At 29.0% G+C, this 24,291-nt stretch carries 33 protein-coding genes; 2 read left to right on the forward strand and 31 right to left on the reverse strand.

All coding sequences use genetic code 11. The annotated features are described in order from the left end of the window. Positions 1-9 precede the first annotated feature (9 nt). From BFN48_RS12395 to BFN48_RS04615, 15 genes are all read right to left on the reverse strand, one after another. Positions 10-147 carry a hypothetical protein gene (locus BFN48_RS12395; protein WP_176718812.1) on the reverse strand — a complete coding sequence of 46 codons (138 nt, stop codon included), beginning with the start codon at positions 145-147 and terminating at the stop codon, positions 10-12. Further along, the gene (locus BFN48_RS12400; protein ID WP_176718813.1) at positions 144-305 is read right to left on the reverse strand and encodes a hypothetical protein; all 162 of its coding nucleotides are present in this window, start codon (positions 303-305) and stop codon (positions 144-146) included. Before BFN48_RS12400 ends, BFN48_RS12395 begins: the two co-directional genes overlap by 4 nt. A gap of 24 nt (positions 306-329) precedes the next feature. Next, positions 330-695, reverse strand: a complete 366-nt coding sequence (locus BFN48_RS04565; protein ID WP_069649658.1) for a single-stranded DNA-binding protein — start codon at positions 693-695, stop codon at positions 330-332. Positions 696-723: 28 nt separating this feature from the next. Then, positions 724-924 carry a hypothetical protein gene (locus BFN48_RS04570; RefSeq protein ID WP_069649659.1) on the reverse strand — a complete coding sequence of 67 codons (201 nt, stop codon included), beginning with the start codon at positions 922-924 and terminating at the stop codon, positions 724-726. A gap of 23 nt (positions 925-947) precedes the next feature. Continuing rightward, on the reverse strand, positions 948-1,076 hold the full coding sequence (locus tag BFN48_RS12760; protein WP_278287295.1) for a hypothetical protein: 129 nt from the start codon (positions 1,074-1,076) through the stop codon (positions 948-950). Positions 1,077-1,240: 164 nt separating this feature from the next. Continuing rightward, complete coding sequence (locus BFN48_RS04575; protein ID WP_069649660.1) at positions 1,241-1,594, reverse strand: SH3 domain-containing protein; 354 nt, start codon at positions 1,592-1,594, stop codon at positions 1,241-1,243. 34 nt (positions 1,595-1,628) lie between these two features. After that, the gene (locus BFN48_RS04580) at positions 1,629-2,597 is read right to left on the reverse strand and encodes a radical SAM protein (protein WP_069649661.1); all 969 of its coding nucleotides are present in this window, start codon (positions 2,595-2,597) and stop codon (positions 1,629-1,631) included. Between the two features lie 33 nt (positions 2,598-2,630). Continuing rightward, positions 2,631-3,497: a hypothetical protein gene (locus BFN48_RS04585; protein WP_069649662.1), complete on the reverse strand. Its 867-nt coding sequence runs from the start codon at positions 3,495-3,497 to the stop codon at positions 2,631-2,633. A gap of 153 nt (positions 3,498-3,650) precedes the next feature. Beyond that, positions 3,651-4,394 carry a hypothetical protein gene (locus BFN48_RS04590; protein ID WP_069649663.1) on the reverse strand — a complete coding sequence of 248 codons (744 nt, stop codon included), beginning with the start codon at positions 4,392-4,394 and terminating at the stop codon, positions 3,651-3,653. A 3-nt stretch (positions 4,395-4,397) separates the two neighbouring features. Beyond that, complete coding sequence (locus BFN48_RS04595) at positions 4,398-4,946, reverse strand: host-nuclease inhibitor Gam family protein (protein WP_069649664.1); 549 nt, start codon at positions 4,944-4,946, stop codon at positions 4,398-4,400. After that, positions 4,933-5,136, reverse strand: a complete 204-nt coding sequence (locus tag BFN48_RS04600; RefSeq protein ID WP_069649665.1) for a hypothetical protein — start codon at positions 5,134-5,136, stop codon at positions 4,933-4,935. Before BFN48_RS04600 ends, BFN48_RS04595 begins: the two co-directional genes overlap by 14 nt. 218 nt (positions 5,137-5,354) lie before the next feature. Continuing rightward, positions 5,355-5,591 carry a hypothetical protein gene (locus BFN48_RS04605; RefSeq protein WP_069649666.1) on the reverse strand — a complete coding sequence of 79 codons (237 nt, stop codon included), beginning with the start codon at positions 5,589-5,591 and terminating at the stop codon, positions 5,355-5,357. 28 nt (positions 5,592-5,619) lie between these two features. After that, complete coding sequence (locus BFN48_RS04610) at positions 5,620-6,378, reverse strand: antA/AntB antirepressor family protein (protein WP_069649667.1); 759 nt, start codon at positions 6,376-6,378, stop codon at positions 5,620-5,622. Positions 6,379-6,548: 170 nt separating this feature from the next. Further along, complete coding sequence (locus tag BFN48_RS12905) at positions 6,549-6,683, reverse strand: helix-turn-helix domain-containing protein (RefSeq protein WP_083238803.1); 135 nt, start codon at positions 6,681-6,683, stop codon at positions 6,549-6,551. Positions 6,684-6,758: 75 nt separating this feature from the next. Further along, positions 6,759-6,986: a helix-turn-helix transcriptional regulator gene (locus BFN48_RS04615; protein ID WP_069649668.1), complete on the reverse strand. Its 228-nt coding sequence runs from the start codon at positions 6,984-6,986 to the stop codon at positions 6,759-6,761. 175 nt (positions 6,987-7,161) lie between these two features. Here BFN48_RS04615 and BFN48_RS04620 point away from each other — a divergent pair, with 175 nt between their 5' ends. Together BFN48_RS04620 and BFN48_RS04625 are read left to right on the forward strand one after the other, a co-directional pair. Further along, positions 7,162-7,569, forward strand: coding sequence for a helix-turn-helix domain-containing protein (locus BFN48_RS04620; RefSeq protein ID WP_069649669.1), 408 nt, complete (start codon positions 7,162-7,164; stop codon positions 7,567-7,569). A 355-nt stretch (positions 7,570-7,924) separates the two neighbouring features. Beyond that, positions 7,925-9,313, forward strand: a complete 1,389-nt coding sequence (locus tag BFN48_RS04625; protein WP_069649670.1) for a recombinase family protein — start codon at positions 7,925-7,927, stop codon at positions 9,311-9,313. Positions 9,314-9,744: 431 nt separating this feature from the next. Here the strand turns inward: BFN48_RS04625 and BFN48_RS04630 are convergent, their stop codons facing one another. From BFN48_RS04630 to rnc, 16 genes are all read right to left on the reverse strand, one after another. After that, positions 9,745-10,098 carry a YraN family protein gene (locus tag BFN48_RS04630; protein WP_069649671.1) on the reverse strand — a complete coding sequence of 118 codons (354 nt, stop codon included), beginning with the start codon at positions 10,096-10,098 and terminating at the stop codon, positions 9,745-9,747. Beyond that, on the reverse strand, positions 10,088-10,369 hold the full coding sequence (locus BFN48_RS04635) for an EscU/YscU/HrcU family type III secretion system export apparatus switch protein (protein ID WP_069649672.1): 282 nt from the start codon (positions 10,367-10,369) through the stop codon (positions 10,088-10,090). The genes BFN48_RS04630 and BFN48_RS04635 overlap by 11 nt, the downstream gene beginning before the upstream one ends. Before the next feature lie 5 nt (positions 10,370-10,374). Continuing rightward, positions 10,375-11,748, reverse strand: coding sequence for a hypothetical protein (locus BFN48_RS04640; RefSeq protein ID WP_069649673.1), 1,374 nt, complete (start codon positions 11,746-11,748; stop codon positions 10,375-10,377). After that, positions 11,735-12,388, reverse strand: a complete 654-nt coding sequence (locus tag BFN48_RS04645) for a ribonuclease HII (protein WP_069649674.1) — start codon at positions 12,386-12,388, stop codon at positions 11,735-11,737. The genes BFN48_RS04640 and BFN48_RS04645 overlap by 14 nt, the downstream gene beginning before the upstream one ends. Positions 12,389-12,484: 96 nt before the next feature. After that, positions 12,485-13,333, reverse strand: coding sequence for a ribosome biogenesis GTPase YlqF (gene ylqF / locus BFN48_RS04650; protein ID WP_069649675.1), 849 nt, complete (start codon positions 13,331-13,333; stop codon positions 12,485-12,487). A gap of 106 nt (positions 13,334-13,439) precedes the next feature. After that, positions 13,440-13,787 carry a 50S ribosomal protein L19 gene (gene rplS / locus BFN48_RS04655; RefSeq protein ID WP_069649676.1) on the reverse strand — a complete coding sequence of 116 codons (348 nt, stop codon included), beginning with the start codon at positions 13,785-13,787 and terminating at the stop codon, positions 13,440-13,442. A gap of 105 nt (positions 13,788-13,892) precedes the next feature. Continuing rightward, positions 13,893-14,624: a tRNA (guanosine(37)-N1)-methyltransferase TrmD gene (trmD, locus tag BFN48_RS04660; RefSeq protein ID WP_069649677.1), complete on the reverse strand. Its 732-nt coding sequence runs from the start codon at positions 14,622-14,624 to the stop codon at positions 13,893-13,895. Further along, positions 14,621-15,115 carry a ribosome maturation factor RimM gene (gene rimM, locus BFN48_RS04665; RefSeq protein WP_069649678.1) on the reverse strand — a complete coding sequence of 165 codons (495 nt, stop codon included), beginning with the start codon at positions 15,113-15,115 and terminating at the stop codon, positions 14,621-14,623. The genes trmD and rimM overlap by 4 nt, the downstream gene beginning before the upstream one ends. 95 nt (positions 15,116-15,210) lie before the next feature. Then, on the reverse strand, positions 15,211-15,441 hold the full coding sequence (locus BFN48_RS04670; protein WP_035162837.1) for a KH domain-containing protein: 231 nt from the start codon (positions 15,439-15,441) through the stop codon (positions 15,211-15,213). Between the two features lie 25 nt (positions 15,442-15,466). Further along, the gene (rpsP, locus tag BFN48_RS04675) at positions 15,467-15,736 is read right to left on the reverse strand and encodes a 30S ribosomal protein S16 (RefSeq protein WP_069649679.1); all 270 of its coding nucleotides are present in this window, start codon (positions 15,734-15,736) and stop codon (positions 15,467-15,469) included. Positions 15,737-15,762: 26 nt separating this feature from the next. Further along, a complete protein-coding gene (gene ffh, locus BFN48_RS04680) occupies positions 15,763-17,103 on the reverse strand; it encodes a signal recognition particle protein (RefSeq protein WP_069649680.1) in 1,341 nt (446 codons plus the stop codon). Then, on the reverse strand, positions 17,103-17,546 hold the full coding sequence (ylxM, locus tag BFN48_RS04685; RefSeq protein WP_242863203.1) for a YlxM family DNA-binding protein: 444 nt from the start codon (positions 17,544-17,546) through the stop codon (positions 17,103-17,105). The genes ffh and ylxM overlap by 1 nt, the downstream gene beginning before the upstream one ends. Before the next feature lie 17 nt (positions 17,547-17,563). After that, positions 17,564-18,610, reverse strand: a complete 1,047-nt coding sequence (gene ftsY / locus BFN48_RS04690) for a signal recognition particle-docking protein FtsY (RefSeq protein ID WP_083238784.1) — start codon at positions 18,608-18,610, stop codon at positions 17,564-17,566. A gap of 12 nt (positions 18,611-18,622) precedes the next feature. Next, entirely contained in the window at positions 18,623-22,204 is a 3,582-nt protein-coding gene (gene smc / locus BFN48_RS04695) for a chromosome segregation protein SMC (protein ID WP_069649682.1), read from the reverse strand. Positions 22,205-22,321: 117 nt separating this feature from the next. After that, positions 22,322-23,413 carry an elongator complex protein 3 gene (locus tag BFN48_RS04700; protein WP_069649683.1) on the reverse strand — a complete coding sequence of 364 codons (1,092 nt, stop codon included), beginning with the start codon at positions 23,411-23,413 and terminating at the stop codon, positions 22,322-22,324. Next, on the reverse strand, positions 23,403-24,125 hold the full coding sequence (gene rnc, locus BFN48_RS04705; protein WP_069649684.1) for a ribonuclease III: 723 nt from the start codon (positions 24,123-24,125) through the stop codon (positions 23,403-23,405). The genes BFN48_RS04700 and rnc overlap by 11 nt, the downstream gene beginning before the upstream one ends. Positions 24,126-24,291 lie beyond the last annotated feature (166 nt).

Consider the following 24,291-nt stretch of genomic DNA (forward strand, 5'->3'; position numbering starts at 1 on the left):
AATCACTCCTTATGCTTGTCTAATTTTTGTACAATTGTTTTTCATGTTTTCAATTCTAAGTAAATCGATTGCTCCAAATATAAGCTCTTGTAGATTATGTCCTTGAAAATAAAGATCCACTATTTGATTGCAAAGTTTATCTATCATTTTAATAGCCCCATTTCTTTTAACCTAGTCCTGATAGTGCCTTGAGTTACTCGAAAATGTTTCGCAATCTTTACTATAGGCACTTTTCGTTGATACATCTCTTTAATTTTTATATAGTCTTCTTCTGTCCATTTCCTATGCTTGTAACACAATCCCATTTATATGCCCCCTTTTTTTAATTTTTAAAAAGGTATACTGTCATCATCTACTGACTGAAATCCTTCTGGTATATCATTATCTTTTCTATTATCTAGAAACCTTACATTTGAAGCAGTTATATATGTTCTACTTTGCCAATTTCCGTTTTCATCTTTCCAAGTATCTATATTTAGCTCTCCTTGTACTGCTATCAATCTACCTTTCTTTCCGTACTCTGCAAAATATTTTTCTGCAGATGCTCCCCAAACTCTAATATCAATAAAATCTGTTTTTTCTTGATTGTATCTTCTTGATATTGCTATAGTCCCTGTTGCTATTGCTTTGCCATTGGGTGTATATCTCAATTCCACATCTTTTGTTAATCGACCAATTCCAAACCAAGTATTCATTCTATCCCTCCCGATTAAAAATCAAGCTTTAGCGTAAATTACTTCTAGCTCTATAATGCCTTGGTCTATTATTTAATCTAAATTTTTTAATCTTTGGTTTGTATATTGAAGTTTTATTGTTAATGTAACTGCTCACTTGTATTTCTTCTGATAAGTCTTTTAATATGTCCATTAATTCTTCTAAGCTGTCTTTGGTTTTATCATATATCTCATCATATATACTTCTCATTTCACCACTTCCTAAACTTATAGTTAGTGCTGTTGTTTTTTCTTTTCTAATTTTTTAATAACCCAATTTAAAAATTTATCTAACCTTAATGACTTACCAAGTGCTAATATATAATTTTCCCATGCTTCCTTTAATTTTTCTCTTTCATTCATTTATTACGTAAACCTCCCATACTGTAAATTTAGTAACTTAGTTTATCTATATATTCTTTATTTTCATGTTTCCAACGTCTTAAATGAAATATAATCTGTCCTCTCGTCTTGCATTTTTTTTAATAGATTCATTAAGTCTAATATGCTCATCTTTTTATAATCCATCACTCAACCTCCTTTACTCTTTCTAACAAACTTCTCAATTTACTTTTTCTCTCACATAATCCACATCTAAAACCATAGTAGCCATCGCAACCACATTCAAATTCTTCGTTGTTTAAAAATTCTAGCTGCTCTTTTAATTCCTCCACTAACTCACGATTTAATGCAAATATTTCGTTATAGTCTGCTTCTAATTGATTGCATATATCGCTAAGTTTTTTTACTTGTTTTTCTAATTCTGAAATTCTCTTTAGCATATATTGCTTATTAGGATCATCGCTATCTCCATTTATCTCGAAAATCCATTTGTTCATTTCTGGATATGTCTTTATATCTTTCCAAGTAATTTTTGCCACCTTTACCCCTCACTTTCGTTAAGTCTTATTTTTGTTAAGCAAAACTTAATTGTCTTTGTGCTTTTTTCCATGGCTCATATTCATTCCACTCACAAACCTTATAAATCCTTCCGTTCACCCATCTAGCAAAATGCTTAAGTCTTGCATCACCTTTCTTGTTGTAAATCATTACATAAGGATCTACATTCATTTCTACTAACCTTCTAAATCTATACATATCTTCTTCAAAACTTGTATTAAAACCAACTAACATAAAACACATATGCTTCCAGGGCTTTATATATTTGCTTAGTAGTTTTATTCCTTCTATAATTGAATTTTCAAAACTCATTAAGTCCCATGCATAGTGAATACTTCTAAGATGTTTAATCTCACTTAATGCCTTCGCCTTTTCTTCGGTTAGTAGCCTTACATCAATACCTTGACTGATATCTACTATCAAATCTCTTTCCTTTATTTCTTTACATTTATCTATCATGTCAGGATCTGCTGTAAAGTTATTATCTAGTAGTGTAATTACATTTGACTTTGGATTGATTAAATCTTTTATATCGGCTACTTGTTTAAACTTTCCTTCTTTTTCTGGTACAAAACAGAATCCACAGTTTCTAATACAACCTCTTGAAGTGAAGCCTATTCCCATATTAAGTAAAGTTTTAGCTTTTTTTATCTTAGTCTCTTTCTTCATAATGCCACCTAATCGCTTATAAATATCTTTCATTTGATATAATTCATAATCTGGATTGCATTTTTCTACTTCTGGTGGCAAATGCTTTGTTATATCCCAGCCAGTACCTCCGAATTCAATATTCTTATATACATCTCTTAAAATTAATGCTTTTTCTTTATTCCAAGTAAACAACACCGAACAATAAACTTTATCTACATCTCTTGGAAATTCATTAAGGAATACTTTAGCTCCTTGTTGTTTGTAATATGTGCTTAGTTTCATTAATGCTAAGTTAGGTATTTTGCCATCAAAATCTACTAAACCTATTCTCAAACTTTCACCTTCTTTTATACGTTAATTACAACTTTAACTCGAATTCACTTCTCTTAGTTTCTTCTCAAATTTCAATCTAGCAATTTCATCTAAATCCTTTGCTGTATATTTAGAACTTCTTTGGTTGTTAAAATGAAATCTAGTTTTTATAGTTTCTTTTGTTTCTTTATTGTCATAATTGCCTTCAAGTACCTTAATCATATTGTTTTCATTAATAAGCCAGTCAAAGTTGCATCCAGACCATTTTCCACTTCTACCACTAAGAAAGTCGCTTTCTTCTGCTTTTTTGAAAACTTCAACATATATAGAAAGGTCGTTATATTGCTTCCACCGTGCTTTTATTGTTCTTTTGCGTTTATCCGTTAGTTTTTTTACTTGCGGTAATGATTTACAAATATTGTTATAGAGTTCAATTATTTTTTCGTATGGTGTTGTATTCTGACTATATATATTCTTATTATCATTATTTTCATTATTATCATTATTGTTTAGGTTCCCGCGTAGTTCCTCTGTAGTTCCTTCGTAGTTCCTTTCTAGTTCTTCGCTAGTTCTTTTGTGGTTCCTCAATTCTTGATAATCATTGTAATTTACTATTCTTAACCTAGTTCTTTTTTTATCTTCTTTTATATTCTCTATCATTCCATCTTCAGCTAAAAGTTGTAAGAAGTTTCGAACCTTTTTTCTACTCCAACCCCATCTTTGTGCAAGTATATATTCTGATGTTATATGCTCTCCTCTCTTAACTTCTACTAGTTCATTGCCAAGCAGTATTTTTTTATCTTCATGGTTGGCTAATAGTAAAAGGTCAATCCAAGCACTCCTCTTATCAAATGGTTCATTACTTACCCAGATCCAATGTTCAGCTATTTTTCTATGCAGACTTATCCATCCTTGGTTCATTTAATCACCAACTTTTTTGTTATAAATGGTATATTTTTTCATTATTCGGTAATAATAATAGTAACAGGGGAACTTCACATAATTTGCCTATATTAAATTTTTGGTCCTGTTCCCCTTGGTTCACCTAAACCCTTAGCCCCCACTAAGGGTTTTTTATTTGTCCTCAAACGGTGTTCCTTCAAATACTTTCTTAGCTTCTTCTTCAATCTCTTTTGCTATCTTGTCATAATCAATTCTTTTTATATCTTCTGACTTTGTATATCCGTATTTCAAAATAATTCGTTTGCAAAGTTCTGCATCTCCATTACTAAGAGCAAACAGTCTTTTAGCTTGAGCTTTACTTATTGTACGTTCATCATCAAATGTAGTTCTTTGAGTGCCAACTGCATCTCCGTTCAAATCCATATCCTCTAAATCTTGTGTAAATACTTCACTTAAACTTGCTACAGTTAGCGTTGCATCTATTTGAGCTCTTTTCTTAGCCATTTTTAAGCATGTATTTGCTATCGTATATGGGTCCACTTTATCACTCTGATATTTCTTTTCACGACTATTACAATGTCCTAATCCTTCTGTAATGAGTTGATCTCCTTTTAGCAATCTACATCTTACAGTAAAAGCAAAGAAGCCATTTTCGTAATCTTGAACTTTTTCTAAAAGCTCATATTCGCTAGTCAAACCCATCAGCATCAATATTTTCTCTGCTCCTGGTTTGAGTAATGTCGGTTTCCTACTTCCAGGTATTACTCCAAAGTCATGATTTTGTTTTAATGTTTTCTGAATAACAGCTTGAAATCTAGCAATTTTCTGCATTGTGCCTGCTACTTGTTGTATATCAACATTATCAATTATGCTTAATGCATTATTTACTGGTTGCAATTCTCTTGTACTGTCCACTTATTACACCTCCACTTTAAACTCTTCTGGCTTTTCAATTACTCTTAATCCTTCAATTTCAACAATCTCGCCAGTCTCTTTATTGATTATCCTATTACCTCTAATTTCTAAATTCTTTTTAAAACTGGACCAGTCAAATGATTTTTTAATCTTGATATATTCATTCATTCCTTGTTGCTCTGCTACTTCTAACAACTTATTTTTGTCATAGTCAAAGTCTAATTTACTCTTCTTAAGTTTTAATGTGCCTGAAGGTAGTTTATAACTCTTTTGAGTCTTTGTTTCTTTAGCTTTAACTGTCTCAAAATACTCTCTCAACTTTGATTCAAAGAAAGCTACTTCTCTATTCATTTTCTCTTCTTCAGCTTGTAGTCTAGCTTGTATTTGCTCTATCTTAGCTTGTGCTACCATTCTAAATCTTTCATACTCTGCCTTAGATTCTCTGATTTTATCCAGGCACCAATCTGCTGATAAATCATCAGTAACCTTCCAAGTTTCTTTTTCTTCCTCATTTATAGTTAGGAACTCGTCACTCAATCTAATGTTTTCCATACTCTTTACCTCCTAATATTTTTTCAATTTCTTTAAGCTCTTGTTTAGCTTTTCTAATGTTCTCTCTAGCTTCTTGCTTAATCTTTTCTAAAAAGTTTGGAGTCATTTCTAATGTGTTAAGATAAGATTCTTCTCTTTTGATATACTCAATCAGTTCTTCTCGACATTGAGAAAGTGTTTTTCCGTACATACTTGTTCCTCCGTTCTTGTATTACACCCCGATTTGGGATATAATACAGTTGAATAGTGTTTCTTTAAAAACTTTTCATATGGCCTTTCTAGTGGCAGCTAGAGGGCCTTTTCTCACTTTTGAATCCAACTATCTTTCCATCATGCACTACAGTGATGATGCCCTGGCTTTTGTAGAATTGCACAGCTACCCAGATACTTATCATCTAATTCACCTCCTTATTTTTCTGGCATTTCGTAAATACTAATACCTTCTTTTATGCGATTTTGAATATCGTCTAATACTTCTAGTGCTCTTTCTTCTGTTTTGTATTCTCCTAAAATAAAACCGTTATATTGCGGTTCACTTATTTCATTTACATAGCCCCATATTTGTGTATATTCATCATCCAGACTACATACTTGAATAACATTTGCTTTAATCAACATTTTCTTGTCTTGACTTCTGATCCACATTTAATTCACCTCCTCGCTAATCTCTTAGTTAATCTAAGTATTTGATAACTAATTCCTTAACTATGTTAGTGTATATTTCTTTAAGTCTTGTATCTTGCTCGATTACATCCAAGTAACATGCATTTTTGATTTTTCTTTTTGTAGCTCCAGCTTCAAGTAATCGAGTAATATAATTTTCAAGCCTTCTCTCTAAATTACACCTAGCTCTCTTCTCTAATTCTTGATAACTTTCATTCCAAGCTCGTTTATAGTCACCTAGTTTAGCTCCTATATTTTTAACATTGCTGTTAGTCCAATCTCTCCAATTTTTATCACGTTGTATTAAAGTATCTTTTATAGTTGCTACCTGTGTTTGAGTTGCTGCTATTTCTTGTCTAGCCTGTTCGATTTGTAGCCTCATTTGCTTCATTTCCTGCAATGATTGAATAAGTACATCTTCTATACAAGTTGGTTTCTGCATTTCTCTAAATTTCTTTTCAACTTCTATGAAGTATCTTCTGACTAAGCGACCTTTTAAATTGTTTTCTACCATTGCTATTTCTTTAGCTGTGTCTATTTTAAGAATGTATTCTTTTGTCCTACCACCGTTTTCTAAAATTTTAGAAACCGTTACATAATCCAAGTTTTCAATGAATCCATATTTATCGATTCTGTTCTTTATCCAGTCTGCAAATTTAGATTTCACCTCTAAAAACTCATGTAGCTCTCTAGCATCAACTAGTCTTTCGCCTTTTTGGTTCTGATAAATAGGAATCAACCCATTTTCAACAACAGTTAAATCATTCATCTTAAAGCCCCCTTTATTTTTTCTTTTTTATCTTTTTGCTTTTTCTTATCTTCTTGAATTTGACGTATAGCTTCATCAACTAGAATTTCATATGCAAGTTTCATAACATCCCCCTTTCTTTAACATTCAAATAGTTCTTCTGGCTCTACTCCAAGAGCTTCTGCAAGTTGTCAGAGAACTTTTATGCTTGGATTTGTTTTCCCACCTATTCCAGTTTCCAACTCTGAAAGATATCCAATTGATAGTTCTGCTTTTTCAGCTAATTGCCTTATCGTTAGTCCTTTTACTTTTCTAATTTCTTTTATCTTTAGCTTCGTTTTATAGCCCTCCTTTCAATTTATTTCCACTCATTTTTGCATAAGTTGTGAGGGATAATATAATTAGGCTGTTGATTGTTGTGTCGTCTTAATGACGACATTGTCCTTAAAAAAATTTTCCATTGCAACGCCAAAAAAATCAGCTAAAGTTTTTAGTTCATTTGCTGTAAAAGGTACTTTGCCATTTTCTTTTTTGTTATAACTTTGCACAGAAATATTTAAAAGTTGTGCAATTTGTTCTTGAGTAAAACCTTCTAAAACTCTTAAACTCTTAAGATATCTAAAATTCATAGATTCACCTCCTACTTATGTCGTCAATCTGACGTTCTGTTAATTTTATTATAGTCGTCATTACGACGTCTGTCAATACTTATTTTAAACTTTTATTTAAAAAATATACATTTTGACGACATATTTTTAAACATATCGTCATAATGATATAATGGATTAGTAAGGAGGTTGTACTATGGATAGTAAATTTGGTTTTAGGTTAAAAACACTAAGAAAAGAAAAACAATTAACTCAAGAAGAGGTAGCAAAATTATTAAATGTACACAAAGGTACTATTAGCAATTGGGAGAATGGATATCGATTCCCTGAAGAAAAAACATTATTAAAAATGGCTGAGATATTTGATTGTACTTTAGATTACCTCCTTGGAAGAACAGATGTTAAAAAACCTGAAAATAAAGCTACTCATACAAAAAAAGATATTGAAGAAATGGTTAATGAAATTATTCAAGTTCTTATAGATACAGGTGAAATTACTCAAGAAGAAGTTGAAAGTGGAGAACTAAGCCCAGAAAAAAGAAAAAGATTGTTACTAAAAGTTGAAAAGGCTATTAAACTATCACAAGAACTCAAAAAATTATAAAAGCAACCATAAAAAAGAAATTAAATGGTTGCTTTTACTTTTCTATGTAATAGTTTCTTAACTTCTCTTATATCTATTTCCCCATTTTGTTTTTCCAATAATAGTATCATTTCCTCTTTTAATAATTTCACAATATTCCCCCTTTATCATAACCCAGTGGCGAACATTATAAATCATATCGAACGTTTGTTCGTAATATTATTATACTACTTTTTGTATGAATAAATCAACACCTCCTTTTTTTGCTTATAATAGCACAAAAACCGTTCGCTATAGTGAACATGACAAAAGTAGACAAAAAAATATAAAATTTGATAAGATTATAATAAACATTTAGAGATAGAAAGGTGATTATATGAAAAAAGTTGCTATATATATTCGTGTTAGTACTCAAGAACAGGCTAAAGAAGGTTACTCAATAGAAGCTCAAAAAGAAGCTCTTATTAATTTTTGTAAGGCAAAACAATGGAATATCTATAATATATATATAGATGGTGGTTACTCCGGTTCAAATATTAATAGACCTGCATTAGATAAGCTTTTAAACGAATTAGATAAAATAGATGTAGTGCTTGTGTATAAATTGGACAGGCTATCTAGAAGTCAAAAAGATACTTTGTATCTTATAGAAGAAAAATTCATCAAAAACAACGTGGACTTTGTCAGTATGACAGAAAGTTTTGATACTGGTACACCAATAGGTATGATGATGGTAGGAATACTCTCTACATTCGCTCAATTTGAAAGAGAAAATATTAAAGAAAGAATCACAACTGGAAGGATAGAAAGAGCAAAAGAGGGCCATTGGGTTGGCACAGGTAGACCTCCAATCGGCTATGATTATATAGATGGGCAACTAATTGTAAACAAATATGAAGCTATGCAGGTTAAAGAAATATTCGATATGTATTTAAAAGGTTATGGTCAGATTAAAATTCGTAATATTCTTCATAATAAAGGTTACACAACAAAATATGGCAGTTGGTTAAATAGTTCTGAACATACAATTTACAGAATAATAACAAACCCAGTATATATAGGCAAAGTAGCTTTTAATGGTGAATATTATGAAGGTAATCATCAAGCGATTATAGATGAAGAATCATTTAATAAAGCTAATATGCTTATTGATAAAAGAAAAGGTAAATCTACAAAACGTAAACATTTATTAACTGGATTACTAATATGCAAAAAATGCAATAAGAGATATACAACAGATAAAGGCAATAAATACAGTTACTACATCTGTCATAACAGAAAAAGAGGATATAAAGCTGATGTTAAAAAATGTTTTAATAAAATTTGGAGAGTTGAAGAGCTAGAAAAAAGAGTTGTCAACATAATTAAAGAAAAAACAAAAGATGAAGAAAGTATTAGAGAAGCATACAATAAAAAGATTAAAAATAAAACTTCAAACAATAACGAAGTTATTGATAAAAGAATAAAAGAAATAGATAATCAGATTAATAAATTAATGGATCTATATCAATTTGATAAGCTACCTACTAATATTATTAGTGAACGTATAGAAAAATTATACAACGAAAAGAAAACTCTTGAAAGTCAAAAAGTAGATACATTAGAAAATGACTTCCCTACTTTTGAAGAAGTATATAAATATATGAAGAATTTTAATAAAATATGGGATGGACTTGATAGAGAACGTAAAATAGCTGTGCTAGATGATATGATTGAAGCTATATATGTTGATGATGATGATATAGATGTAGAACTTAGGGTATAATTGCCGACTATTTTAAAGACTGGCATCCCTCTAGAAATATCAGTTTCTACTTCAACAATATAGCCATTTAGTCCATGTAGTACACAAGTTTTAACTTTTGATAGCATTACTCCCAATCTCCCCTTTATTTTCTTATAATCCATAGGAAATTATATTTCTTATTAAATTGTGGATATTTTTAAATATAATTTCCGTTTATGGATATAGGCAAAATCTTCATTGATTTATTTAAATCGAAAATTTCGTTTTGTTTATATACTTCAATAGATTAATAGAATTTCCTTTTAAAATGTGTTATCATTTATGATAAGGTTAATTATGATATATTGTTGAAAAATTTAATCCAATATCTATTACCTGGGTAATACCTAAATACCGACAATAAGTGTCAAAAGATACTACCATAAAAAAATGCACAATAAACTGTGCATTTATATCCAAAAAGCATTTTTTATATGGTTTATCATAATATTTTTATCTAGAAATATTTCTATAATATCAAATCTATATTGCTTATTCGCTATTTTTTTAAGTTTTATGTATGAATAAGCCGTTTTTATTATCTTCTGTTGTTTGTTTACTGTAACTGCTTCATATGGGTAACCATAACTGGAGCTTTTTCTAGTTTTAACCTCTACAAATACTATCATATCATCTACAGTAGCAATTATATCAATTTCTCCTAACTTGCATTTAAAATTTCTATCTATAATCTTATAATTGTTTTTAATTAAATAATTAACTGCTAATTTTTCTCCTATAGCTCCAGTAATTTTATTTTTCAAATTTCTCACCTTTCTTCCTATCTAATTCATATACAAAAGCCAGTATTTCAGCCACAGCCATATATAACCTTTCTGGTATAGCTTGTCCTATTTCCAAACTAATTAAATCTTTAACAATGTTTTCATCTTCAATTGTTCTAATACCTTCCTTCTCGGCTTTTTGGATGATTTTTTCAGCAATTTCTCCTCTACCTTTAGCAATAACTCTAGGTGCAATATCACTCTTATCATACTTAAGCGCAACAGCAATTTTATTATTTTTATTTTTCAAATATATCACACCCTTACGTCTAATAAATAATTCTTAGCGTCTCTATCAGAAAGAACATCAAGAGGGTCAATATCTTCTCCACTTATATAATTTATAGATACTTTGTTATAACCACATTTAATTAGACTATCTTTTAACTTATAATCACTTTTTTTAAAAATCTTTATATCACTATGCTTATCCATATAAAAATTGACTGTAATACTATCCTTAACTACATTGGCTAATATTTTAACTTTATCAAATCTATTAGTTTGTAAAGAAATCATTACATTCAAATTTTCTCCTTTACCTTTAAATTTTCTTTTATCTAAAATATAAAATTTATCTATTAATTCATTTCTATCTGTAAAATAGAATGGATAATATATAAAAGTAGCATTTTCATTAAGTTTATTTAGAAAAATAATCTTGTCTTTTAGAATTTGAAATTTATCAAGAACTTCATCTGATAATTTTTCTCTTTCATGTAATATTAATTCTAATTTTTTAAATAATTGTTTTAAATTATCATAATAAACTCTGAGTAATTCTTTATCTTCTTCATTAAATTTAATAACCAAATTATTCAAACCAATCCTTAGCTTGTTAAATTCTTTATCTCTGATAATATTCTTTTCATGTAAAGTAATCAGAAATTCTTCTAAATCACTTTCAATAAAACTCTCATTAATTAATTCACTTAAAAACTTTAAATTGTTTAAACTAATCTTAATTTCTGATTTTAAAAGAAAAATTACCTTTTTAATAATTTCAGGTGTAACTTTATTCCCTTTTAAGATATTTGTTAATTCATCTTGAATTTTATTAGTTATTATATCACTCTTAGAAATATTATTCTCATATAATATTTTTTCAGTCTCAACACTTTCCTTTAAAAATCTAAGTATATTATCTGACATTATATCCTTATTATTACCTAGATATTTTATCTTTTCATTTTCTTCAGTATTTATCAAATTCCTTATTTTATTTAGTATTTTTATAACTTTTTCTATCATTTCTTTATTTATTGGCATTTTAAATCTAATCAAATTCTCAATAATTTCTATATTTTCCTGGTTTACATTTAAATTGTTACTTTCTAATAACCCTTTAATAAATGTTTCTTTATCATTTATAAAAATATCTTCCCTTTCTAAGGGAGTTAATACTATATTGCTATCTGTCAAATCTTTAACAAAAAAGTTTAGAACTTTATTTTTATACCTTTCTAAAGAGATCAAAGTATTCGCTTTAAGAATATCTCCATTACCCAAATCAATAGATACAATATCTTCTGATACATCTATTATTTTACCTCTAATAATACTGTTTTTATATAATTTATTATTAAATTTCGTATTTATTGAAATTTGCATCCCTTTATCTATCCTCATACATATCACCAAATAAATCAAGTTGCTTTTCTTTTTCTAAAATATTTTTAAGAAAACTTAGCCTATGTATTGGTGAAGGACCTAGTTCTCTTATTGCTTCCCTATGTTTTTTAGTTGCATACCCCTTATGTTGCTCTAATCCATAGCCTTTATATTTTTCAGCCCATTCTATACATTTCCTATCTCTATAAACTTTAGCAATTATCGAAGCTGCTGCTATTCCATGACATCTTGCATCTCCTTTTATTATACTCATTTGAGGTATGTCAACATCTATTTTTTCTGCATCTATTAGGATAAAATCTGGCTTTATAATATTATTATTTTTATCTCTTAACGACATCAAAGCCTTTTTCATTGCCAACTGAGCACTCTTTTTTATATTTATTTTATCAATTGTTTTAGAGTCTACTGACCCAATTCCAACTGCTATTGCTTTATCAAGTATAATATTATATAATTCTTCTCTTTTTTTAGAAGAAAGTTTTTTAGAGTCATTTACACCTTCAATAACCAAATCTTTAGGCATAATTACTGCACAAGCTACTACATCACCAGCAAGACATCCTCTTCCAACTTCATCAACACAAGCAATATACTCATAACCCTTTTCCCACAGTTCTCTTTCAATAGTCAACATATTATCCCTCCATAATATTTAAATTCTATTCATCCTTTCTAAATCCTTCACTATTCTTATAAAGATTCTAAAAAATAAACCTTCCTTTATGGAAGGCTATTTTTCTGGATATTCCAATGTTATTTTGCCAATAGTACCTTTTCTAAACTCATCTAAAATTAAATGAGCAACTCTTGAATAATCTATATCTCCGCCTTTTAAAATACAACCTCTCTTCAATGCAATTTCATCCATTACTTGTAGCGGCGTTCTACCTTCTAACTTAATTTCATATCTATTTATTAACTTACCTGGTGCTACTTCAATAAGTCTTTCTATTAGTCTCAATGCTAAAGTTTCAATATCCATAATCTCATCTTTAATTGCTCCTGTAAAAGCCAAATTAAGCCCCACATTTTGATCTTCAAACTTTGGCCATAGTATACCAGGAGTATCTAACAGTTCAAGATTGCCTTTTAATTTTATCCATTGTTTACCTCTAGTTACACCTGGACGATTACCTGTCTTAGCACTTTTTCTACCAGATAACGAGTTTATTAGAGTAGATTTTCCAACATTAGGTATACCTACAATCATAGCTCTTACGGGTTTCTGTTTTATCCCTTTAGCTCTTAATTTTTGTAATTTTTCTTTTAACATTTTATTTGCTTCTTCAATAATTTTTTCAGTACCAATATTTCTTGCTGCATTTATCAAAATAGCTGTTATATTTTTTTCTCTATAATAATCAATCCACTTCTCATTTGCTATATCATCTGCTAAATCACATTTGTTTAATATTACAACTCTAGGTTTATTTCCAATAATTTTTTCAATATCAGGATTTTTACTGCTAATAGGTATTCTAGCATCTAGTAATTCAAAAACTATATCAACAAGCTTTAAGTTTGCTTTTAATAATTCTCTTGTTTTTTTCATGTGACCTGGATACCAATTTATATTCATACATCATCGCCCTCTTTAGTACTACTTGTTAACTATTATCACTCAATTTTTATCTAGTATTCATAATCTACTGAAATAAATATAGGGACTGAAAATCAGTCCCGAATTAATAATCTCTTTTTTCTTTAACTCTAGCAGCTTTACCAGTCTTACCTATTAAGTAATTTAGTTTAGCTCTTCTTACTTTACCTTTTCTAGTTACAACAATTTTCTCAATTCTTGGAGAATGAACTGGGAATGTTCTTTGTACACCTACACCATAGGATATTCTTCTTACAGTGAAAGTTTCTCTTGAACCTCCACCTTGTCTTTTAAGTACAATACCTTCAAAAACTTGAATCCTTTCTCTGTTTCCTTCTTTTACTTTATAGTGTACTTGAACTGTGTCCCCAACGTTAAATTGAGGGATATCATTTCTGATTTGCTCCTGCTCTATTAGTTTAATTACGTCCATGGTTTCCCCTCCCTTCTTCCTAGACGTTCATGCCATTTTAGCAGAGGACCGCCCGTTTTGCCACATGTAATTATAGCATAAATATATATAAAATACAACTTATTTTTATATATTTATTTCTTTCTTTATTTTATTTAATATTTTTTTTTGTTTTTCAGTCAATTCTACTTTGTCGATTAAATCTGGCCTTCTTAAATAAGTAATCTTTAATGATTGATATATTCGCCATTCTTCTATCTTTTTATGGTTCCCAGATAAAAGAACATCAGGCACCCTATGTCCTCTAAATACTCTTGGTCTTGTATATTGAGGATATTCTAAAAGACCATTATAATGTGATTCTTCTTCAAACGATTCTTCACTACTTAAAACTCCTGGAATTAATCTTACTACAGAATCAACTACAACCATAGCTGATATTTCTCCACCAGTTAGCACATAATCTCCAATTGAAATTTCATCATCTATATAATTTTCTACTATCCTATTATCAATCCCTTCGTAATGACCACAAAGCAATATTAAATGTTGTTCTTTTGATAGTTCTTTCGCTAAACTTTGATTATATACTTTCCCTTTTGGTGTAAGATAAATAACCCTCGAATTAGTTTTTCTTACACTCTCAATAGCTTTATAAATCGGCTCAGGTTTCATTACCATTCCTGGCCCCCCACCAAAAGGATAATCATCAACACGTCTATGCTTATCTTCAGAAAAATCCCTTATGTTAATGTAATTTAGTTCTACTAATTTATTTTTTATTGCTCTACCTATTATACTATAACTAAAAACTTCCTCTAACATAGTTGGAAACAATGTTAAAATATCTATTTTCATTCTATCATTCCTTCTAGTGGGTCTATAATTACTTTTTTATCATCAAGATTTATCTCTTTAATAACTTCTTTTATAGCTGGTATAAGATACTCTCTATTATCATTTTTTACCACATAAACATCATTACTTCCTGTCTGTATAACATCTTTAATTTCACCTAAGAATTTACCATTTTTAAGATAAACATTTAGACCAATAATTTGAAATATAAAATATGTATCCTCTGGTAATTCTATAGCATTTTCTTTATCTACATATACATACTTACCTTTAAAGCATAAAACATCATTAATATTATCAAAACCTTTAAATTTCAACATAACAAAGTTTTTCTTATACCAAACATCCTCTATTTCAATTTTTTGTTTTTCCACATAGACATATTCTAGCTCTTCAAATCTAGTCATGTCATCTGTTAATGGCAATATCTTTAATTCACCTTTAATACCATGAGTATTTACTATCTTACCTACTTTAATAAAATCTATCATAGTCAATACTCCTTTGAATGTTTTAATTTAGTCTATCCATGTAAAAATATTTTCATTCTAAAATTGAAATAAAGGGACTAGATGAACTAATCCCTTTACTGTATAATTTCAACTACAACCCTTTTATTTTCCTTAGTAGCTGCTGCTTTTACAACAGTTCTTATAGCTTTTGCTATTCTACCCTGTTTTCCTATAACTTTTCCCATATCTTCTGGGGCTACTTTTAACTCGATAATTACTGATTGTGTACCTTCTACTTCGTTTACTTGTACTTCTTCTGGTCTGTCTACAAGAGCTTTGGCTATTACTTCAACTAACTCACCCATTTTCTTTACACCCCCCAAGATCGAATTAAGCATTCTTAATTTCTTCTAATTTCTCATAAATACCATTTTTCTTAAATAAATCATTAACTGTATCTGTAGGTTTAGCTCCATTTCTTAACCATTTAATTGCTTTTTCAGCATCTATTTTAATCTCTTTTGGATTTGAAACAGGGTTATAGTATCCAACTTGCTCAATGTATTTTCCATCTCTAGGAGCACGTGAATCAGCTACTACTATTCTGTAGAAAGGCTTCTTTTTAGATCCCATTCTTGTTAGTCTGATTTTTACTGCCATGTTTTCACCTCCTTCTAAAGTTTTATCTATCTAAAAAATGGAATTTTAAACTTACCCTTTTTCATAGCTTTCTCCATTTCACCCATCTTCTTAAGCATCTTTTTAGTTTCTTTAAATTGCTTTAAAAGTCTATTTACATCTTGAATTGATGTCCCACTACCTTTAGCAATTCTTTTCCTTCTGCTTCCATCTATAATAGATGGATTTTGTCTTTCTTCTTTTGTCATTGATTGTATTATAGCCTCTATCTTAACTAACTCTTTTTCATCAACTTTTAAATTCTTTAATTGTTTGGATCCCATACCTGGTATCATTTCTAATATCTGATCTAAAGGTCCTAAATTTTTCATCTGCTGTAATTGCTCAAGAAAATCCTCAAAAGTAAATTGCTGACTTCTTAATTTCTTTTCTAATTCAATTGCCTTTTTAGCATCTAAACTAGCTTGAGCTTTTTCAATAAGACTCAGAACATCACCCATCCCTAAAATTCTTGAAGCCATTCTATCAGGATGGAAAGGCTCTATCTGATCTAACTTTTCACCCATACAAACAAACTTTATAGGTTTCTGAGTAACAGCTCTAATCGATAAAGCCGCACCACCTCTTGCATCTCCATCAAGCTTAGTTAAAATAACTCCATTAATACCTAATCTATCATCAAAAGTCTTAGCTACTGTTACTGCATCTTGTCCTGTCATTGCATCTACAACAAGTAAAATCTCATGCGGCTTTACTTCATCTTTTATATTTTCTAATTCATCCATTAAATCCTCATCAATATGAAGTCTACCAGCCGTATCTATAATAATAACATCATTTCCATTTTTTTTACCATACTCAATCGCAGCCTTAGCTATATTAACTGGATCCTGCTTGTCTCCCATTGAAAAAACTGGTACTCCAATGCTACTTCCAACTACTTGTAATTGTTTAATAGCAGCTGGTCTGTAAACATCGCAGGCTACTAATAAAGGTGATTTTCCATTTTTTTTGAGTAAACCACCTAATTTACCTGATGTTGTTGTTTTACCTGCCCCTTGAAGACCACATAGCATTATAATTGTAGGTGGACTAGACGCAAACTCTATTTTACTCTGGGTTTCTCCCATCAACTTAGTTAACTCGTCACTTACTATTTTTATTACCTGTTGCCCTGGAGTAAGGCTCTCCATTACTTCATGCCCGACTGCTCTTTCTTTTACATTATTAATAAATTTTTTAACAACTCTAAAGTTAACATCCGCTTCAAGTAATGCAAGTTTTACTTCTCGCATCGCATCATTAACATCTTTTTCTGAAAGCTTTCCTTTACTTTTTAATTTCCCCAGAGTTTTCTGAAGCTTCTCAGCTAAACTTTCAAAAATCATTATTTGACCTCCTGATCATTATCTAAAATATCTAAAGCAATATTTTCAATATCTATCACATGAGAATTAATATTTTCTAATCGTCCCAACTTTAAATCGTCCTTTATTAAATTCAATTGTTTGAGAATTACTTTTATTTTATCCTTATCGTCTAAAAATTTTTTAACTAATCCTAATTTTTCTTCATAATTTAATAATCTTTTCTCTGCTCTCTTTAATATATCATGAACACCTTGTCTACTAATGTTTAATTGTTCTCCAATTTCACTTAATGATAGGTCATGTATATAATACATCTCAATTATTGTATACTGTCTATCACTAAGCAGTTTCCCATAAAAGTCAAATAATAAACCCATTTTCACTGCCTTTTCAAACATTAAAATCACCATATCAATAAGATGTAAAGCTATAAACTTGACAGATTGTATTTTATAATACATATCCTTATTTGTCAAGTTTAATCTGTAAAAATCGCCTCAACAAAATTCTGAGGATCAAAATCTTGTAAATCTTCTATTTTCTCACCTACACCAACTAATTTTACTGGTACATTTAACTCTGATTGAACAGCTAAAACTACACCCCCCTTAGCAGTTCCATCTAGTTTAGTTAATACTATACCAGTTATATCACAAGCTTCTTTAAATACTTTAGCTTGCATAATTGCATTCTGTCCTGTTGTAGCATCAACTACTAATAAAACTTCCCTAGTAGCTTCAGAAAACTCCCTTTCTACTATTCTAAAAATCTTATTAAGCTCATTCATTAAATTCTTCTTGTTATGAAGTCTACCTGCTGTATCACAAATTAACACATCAGCTTTACGAGCTTTTGCTGCTTGTATACCATCAAAAATCACTGCCGCAGGGTCAGAACCCTCTTTGTGAGCTATTATTTCAACTCCTGCTCTATTAGCCCATTCTTGTAATTGATCAATAGCAGCTGCTCTAAAAGTATCACCTGCCGCAATTAAGACTTTTTTACCTTCATTTTTTAATCTATAAGCTAACTTCCCTATAGTCGTAGTTTTACCAACTCCATTTACTCCAACAACTAATATAATCGCTGGTAATGGCTCTATATTAATTTTATTATTACTTTCAATATCAGTTAAAATTTCTTTTAATTCTTCTTTAAGTAACTCTTTAATTTCAAAAACTTCTTTTATTTTCCTTTCCTTTACTTTATCTTTTAAATCTTCAATTATCCTCATCGTTGTATTTACTCCCATATCTGCAGTTATCAATACTTCTTCTAATTCTTCAAACAATTCTTCATCGATTTTTTGATAAGATTTTAGTATAAAGTCAACTTTTTCAGTAATACCTTTTCTTGTCTTTTCTAAACCTTGTTTTAATCTGCCGAATAAACTTAACTTTGATTTTTCTTCACTATTTACATCTTCGTTATTGTTTTCTGTTAATACTACCTTTTCTTGCAAGTTGTTTTCTTTTTGATCTAAACTATTTTCTTGTTTACTCTTTTTAAAAAATCTCTTTAACATTTTGAAACCTCCTTAGCTAGCTTTCTCGTTAATTTTTTCTGATAATTTAACTGATACTAGTTTAGTAACACCTTCCTCTTCCATCGTAACACCATATAAAGAATCCGCTGCTTCCATAGTACCCTTTCTATGAGTTATGACAATAAATTGAGTGTTTTCTGAAAAATCTCTCAAATAGTCAGCAAATCTGAACACATTTGCTTCATCTAAAGCAGCTTCAATTTCATCTAAAATACAGAAAGGTGTTGGTTTAGTCTTTAATATAGCAAAAAGTAGAGCAATTGCTGTCAACGCTTTTTCTCCTCCAGATAGTAATGATAAACTCTGTAATTTCTTACCTGGAGGTTGTGCTATAATTTCTATTCCACTTGTCAAAACATTTTCCTTATCTTCTAAATATATATCAGCTTTCCCTCCACCAAATAATTTTTCAAAAACCTCACTAAAATTCTTTCTGATCTTTTCAAAATTAATACTAAATTGCTCTACCATTTTTCTTTCCATATCTTTAATAACTTTATTTAAAGACTGTTCTGCTTTTATCAAATCATTTTTTTGCTCAGTAAGGAATTTAAATCTATCATTTACTCTTTCAAATTCTTCAATAGAACTAACATTTATTTCTCCTAAAGATTTTATTTTTCTTTTTAAATCTCTAATTTCATTTTGAACTTTAGTTACATTTTCTAATTCCTTTTTATACTCTAAAGCCATTTGATATGAAAGTTCATAATCATCCCATAGCTTATTAGTATAATTTTCAAGTTGCATATTATATCGTGCAAGTTTAATATCTAAAGTATTTTTACTTGATTGCAAGTCATTTATCTTCTTATTCATTTCTTTTATCTTTTCTTGTTCATTGTAAAATGACTGCATAAAATTATTTTTATCGCTTTTTATCTCTTTGAGTCTAATATCATATTCTAAAAGTTCTTGAGATAGCTCATTCTTTTTAATAATAAGCATTGTCCTTTGACTTTGTAATTTCTTAATGTTTTCTTCAATTTTTTCTGATTCACTTTCAAAACTTTCTATATCATTAGTAATTCTCGTATATTCCTCATCGAGTTTTAAAAGCGATTCATTAATTCCTTTTATTTCCTGTTTGCAAGAAGCCAAATTTACTTTAATATCAGTTAAATATTTTGAAAGATCATCTCGTTCTAATTTATTCTTTTCAAAATTATTTACCAAGTTATCAATTTCTGTTTTACTTAAGTTATATCTATTTTCTGTGTATTTCAAATCTGAACTCAAATTCTCAATCTCTCTATTCAATTCCGTCATTTCACTTAATAATTGGTTCTTCTCATTATTATATTTTTCTATTAAATCAATTAAATTTAATCTTTCTCTCTCTTTTTGAAGTTTGCTATTCTCGAAATTTGAAATATCTAAATTTAGCTTATTGATATCCTTCTCATTTTTTTCTAACTTAGAATTTAACTTAAGTAATTCATCATTTATACTTTTAGATTCTATTTCTAAACCTTTATATGCTTCTTTAAGCTCTACTATTTGCTTATCTAAATCATTAAGCTCTCTTTCTCTGCTTAATAATCTTACATTCTTAGAACTTAAGCTTCCACCAGTAATTGAACCTCCTGGATTTATAACTTCTCCATCTAATGAAACTATCTTCATTGAATACTTTAATTTTTTAGAAATCCTAATGCCATCATCAATTGTTTCTACAATAACTACTCTTCCAAGTAGATATTCAAAGATTTCTCTGTATTCTTCATTAATTTCTATTAGCTTTGAAGCAATGCCTATAACTCCATTTGTCTTTATTATCTCTTCTTCATAAGACTTTAATCCCTTACCTTTAATAGATGTCATTGGTAAGAAAGTAACTCTACCCAACTTATTCTCTTTTAAATATTTTATAATCCTCTTAGCTTCATTTTCTGAATTAGTAACAATATTTTGTAATGCTGAACCAAGAGCTATCTCAATTGCTACTTCATATTTCTTGTCAACCCTTAATAATTCAGCAACTACACCCTTTACTCCTTCTCCTAAATACCTATCTTTTTTTATTGCTTTAAGTACATTCTTCACACTTTTATAAAATCCGTCATAACTTTCTTTCATTTCTTTTAAAAGATTGTATTTAGATACTTTAGCCTGGATTTCACCTTTTATTTGTTCCAACTGCACATTAACATTTCTAAATTTTTCTTCTAGCTTTTCCTTATCATTAATTAATGAATGTTTCAAATCAGCTATTTCATTTAATTTGTTATTAAGTAATTGTATTTCCGAATCAATATTTTTAATTTTAGTTTCTGTATCACTTTTTTTATAAACTAATTCATTAATTTCTTTATCAATCTGTTTAATTCTTTTATCAATATTTATAATAAAAGTCTTAGTACTATTTATTTTACTTTTAATTTCAGTAATATTATTTAATAATTGGATAACAACATCCTTTTTATCTTCTATTCCTCTTTCTTTACTCTTTATTTCATCATCTAATTTATCCAATTTATTTAAACGTTCATCTAGTTCACATCTTAAGTTGTTAATCTTCTCATTTAACTTTTCTTTGCTGTTAACAAGTTTAAGTTTTTCTGTTTCAATCTCGTTTTGTCGTTTTACTAATTTCTCTATATTATTACTTATCTTATTTTGTTCTGCTTTCAAAATTTCTGTTTTTTCATCACATAATCTTATCTCACCATCAATTTTCTCAATTTTATTTTGAACATCATATCTATCATTTTGTATGATTTCTATATTCTTCTCCATTTTTTCAATTTCATTTTTTACTTCATTATACTTGCTTTCTAATATTTCTCGTCTTTCTTCATTATATTTTAATTGTTCTTGAATTACATTTTTCTGTTTTTCTATATGATCTATTTGTCCTTTTAACCTATCTATCTCTCTTAAATACAAATTAACTTCTAGGTCTTTTAATGCTTCTGCGAGTTCAAGATATTCTTTAGCTTTTTGTGCTTGTATCTTTAATGGAGATAACTGACTTTCGATCTCATTTAATATATCATTAATTCTTGTAATATTCTCTTTAGTTCTTTTAAGCTTTTTCTCTGCTTCTTCTTTTCTTGTTTTGTATTTAACTATTCCTGCTGCCTCTTCAAAAATATTTCTTCTATCTTCTGATTTAGAACTTAGTATTTCATCAATTCTACCTTGTCCAATTATTGAATATCCATCTTTTCCTACACCAGTATCCATAAAAAGTTCTCTAATATCTTTTAATCTACATGAATTTTTATTTATATAATATTCACTTTCTCCTGAACGAAATAATCTCCTAGTTATACATACCTCTGAGTAATCTATAGGCAAACTCCCATCCTTATTATCGAATACTAAAGTAACTTCAGCAAAACCAAGAGGTCTCCTTTTAGAAGTTCCTGAAAAAATAACATCCTCCATTTTACTACCTCTTAGTGTTTTAGCACTCTGTTCACCTAAAACCCATCTAATAGCATCAGATATATTACTCTTACCACTACCATTAGGACCAACTACACAAGTAATTCCACCATTAAGTTCAATCTCAGTTTTATCTGCAAACGACTTAAACCCTTGTATTTCCAATCTTTTCAAAAACAAGTTTAACACCTCTTTTATTTAGTTTACTAAAGTTAAACCGCATAAGAAATAAAAGGTTTCCAAGAAATTCGGAAACCCATATAATTATATCTGTTTTCACTAGTATATAGATATATTCTACTTAAGTAGAATAAAACCCTTCCTTTTAAGATATTTTTCCATATACCTTCTAACAACTACTTCATAACATATTTCATTAACATACATCTTTAGTATTTCTAAAGGTAACTCTGATTTTCTTATTTTGATAATTATATTATATCTATCTTTTAAATATTTAACATTACTTGATTTTTGTCCAACTAAATTTGATACTAATTTACTATTAATTTCAATCAACATTGAAACATTTTTAATTTCATTTTCCTTCACAAATTCTTCTAAAATTATTTTATATATATTTGATTCAACTAACTGCCTAATCGAAGGATGATATGGACCTGCTAAAACATCTCCTCTCAAAGAAATGTTTTCTGTCGGTTGCAATCCTATTCTAATAACTGGTATTCTGTAGTAGTTGAATAAAATCAATATGTCTGTACAAATATCAATAGCTTCCTCTAAAGTCAATGGTTTGTATTTACCTATAGAATACATATATTCTAAATAAGTATCCTTAATTACTAATGTTGGATATAACCTAACAAAATTTGGTTTGAGTTTTATAATATTTAAAGCAGTATTAATTGCTTTTTCTTTAGTATCACCTGGTAAGCCTATCATAAATTGTAATCCTATTTCAAAATCCCAACTTTTTATTAATTTAACTGCATTAATTACATTGTTAACAGTATGACCTCTATTACTTTTTATTAGAACTTCTTCATCTAACGATTGTACACCTAACTCTATAATATCTACATCATACTTCTTCAATAACGCAAGGATAGAGTTATTTATATAATCAGGTCTTGTTGACAATCTAATTTTATCTATTAATCCCTTCTTTTTATAATTATATACTATATTTAAAAACTCTTCTTGTTGCTCAATATCAATTCCAGTAAAACTACCACCAAAAAAGGCTACTTCTATTTCTTTTGTACTGGGAGGAATAGTTTTTAAAAACTTATCAATTGTTTCTTCTATTTCTATAGCTGTTATATCTTTAATTTGTCCTGCAATTTTCTTTTGATTACAAAAAACACAATCATGCGGACACCCTTTATGCGGTACAAAAATAGGTATTATTTTTTTTCTACTTCCCATTTAAAACACCCAACTTTTTTAAAGCATTTTTAGCTGCACACTGTTCAGCATCCTTTTTACTACGTCCAAGTCCCTCACCTAATACTTCTTTGTCTAAAGAAACTTTAACTTGGAAAATTTTATTATGGTCTGGACCGTATTCATTTATTACATTATAACAAACGCTTGATTTATTACTTTTTTGAATTATTTCTTGTAATTGGGTCTTATAGTCAATCAGAATCTTTCCTTCTACAGCATCTTCAATTATATTTTTCAATACATTTAGTATAAATTTTCTAGCCTCCTTAAGCCCTCCATCTAAATATATTGACCCTATCAAAGCTTCTAACGCATCTGCTAAAATAGATACTCTTTCTCTACCACCAGTAGCTTCTTCTCCTTTTCCTAACAAAAGATACTTACCCAAGTCCAATTTTTTCGCTACTGTTGATAAAGATGCTTCACAAACAATAACAGCTCTCAACTTAGTTAATTCTCCTTCAGGAAATTTAGGATACTTTTCAAATATATAATCACTTACAGCCAACCCTAATACAGAATCGCCAAGAAATTCCAATCTTTCATTGTATTTAATTTTCAGTCTTCTATGCTCATTAGCATATGAACTATGCGTTAATGCTCTATTAAGAAGATTTATATTATAAAATCTATATCCAATTTTATTCTGTAATTCGTCTAATAATTTCATTCTTTCACTATCTAAAGACATAATCTACCTCCAGATTAATTTAAAACAATTTTCCTTTATTCTCATTAATAGTTTACTACATACTATTATTCACATGCAAATAGTTTTTAAATCCGAAATCTAATATCAAAAGGCTAGGTTTTTACCTAGCCTTAGCTTGTTGACAAATTTATATTTTTAATGAATT

The sequence above is a fragment of the Caloranaerobacter ferrireducens genome (assembly GCF_001730685.1).
Classification (GTDB): Bacteria; Bacillota; Clostridia; order Tissierellales; family Thermohalobacteraceae; genus Caloranaerobacter; species Caloranaerobacter ferrireducens.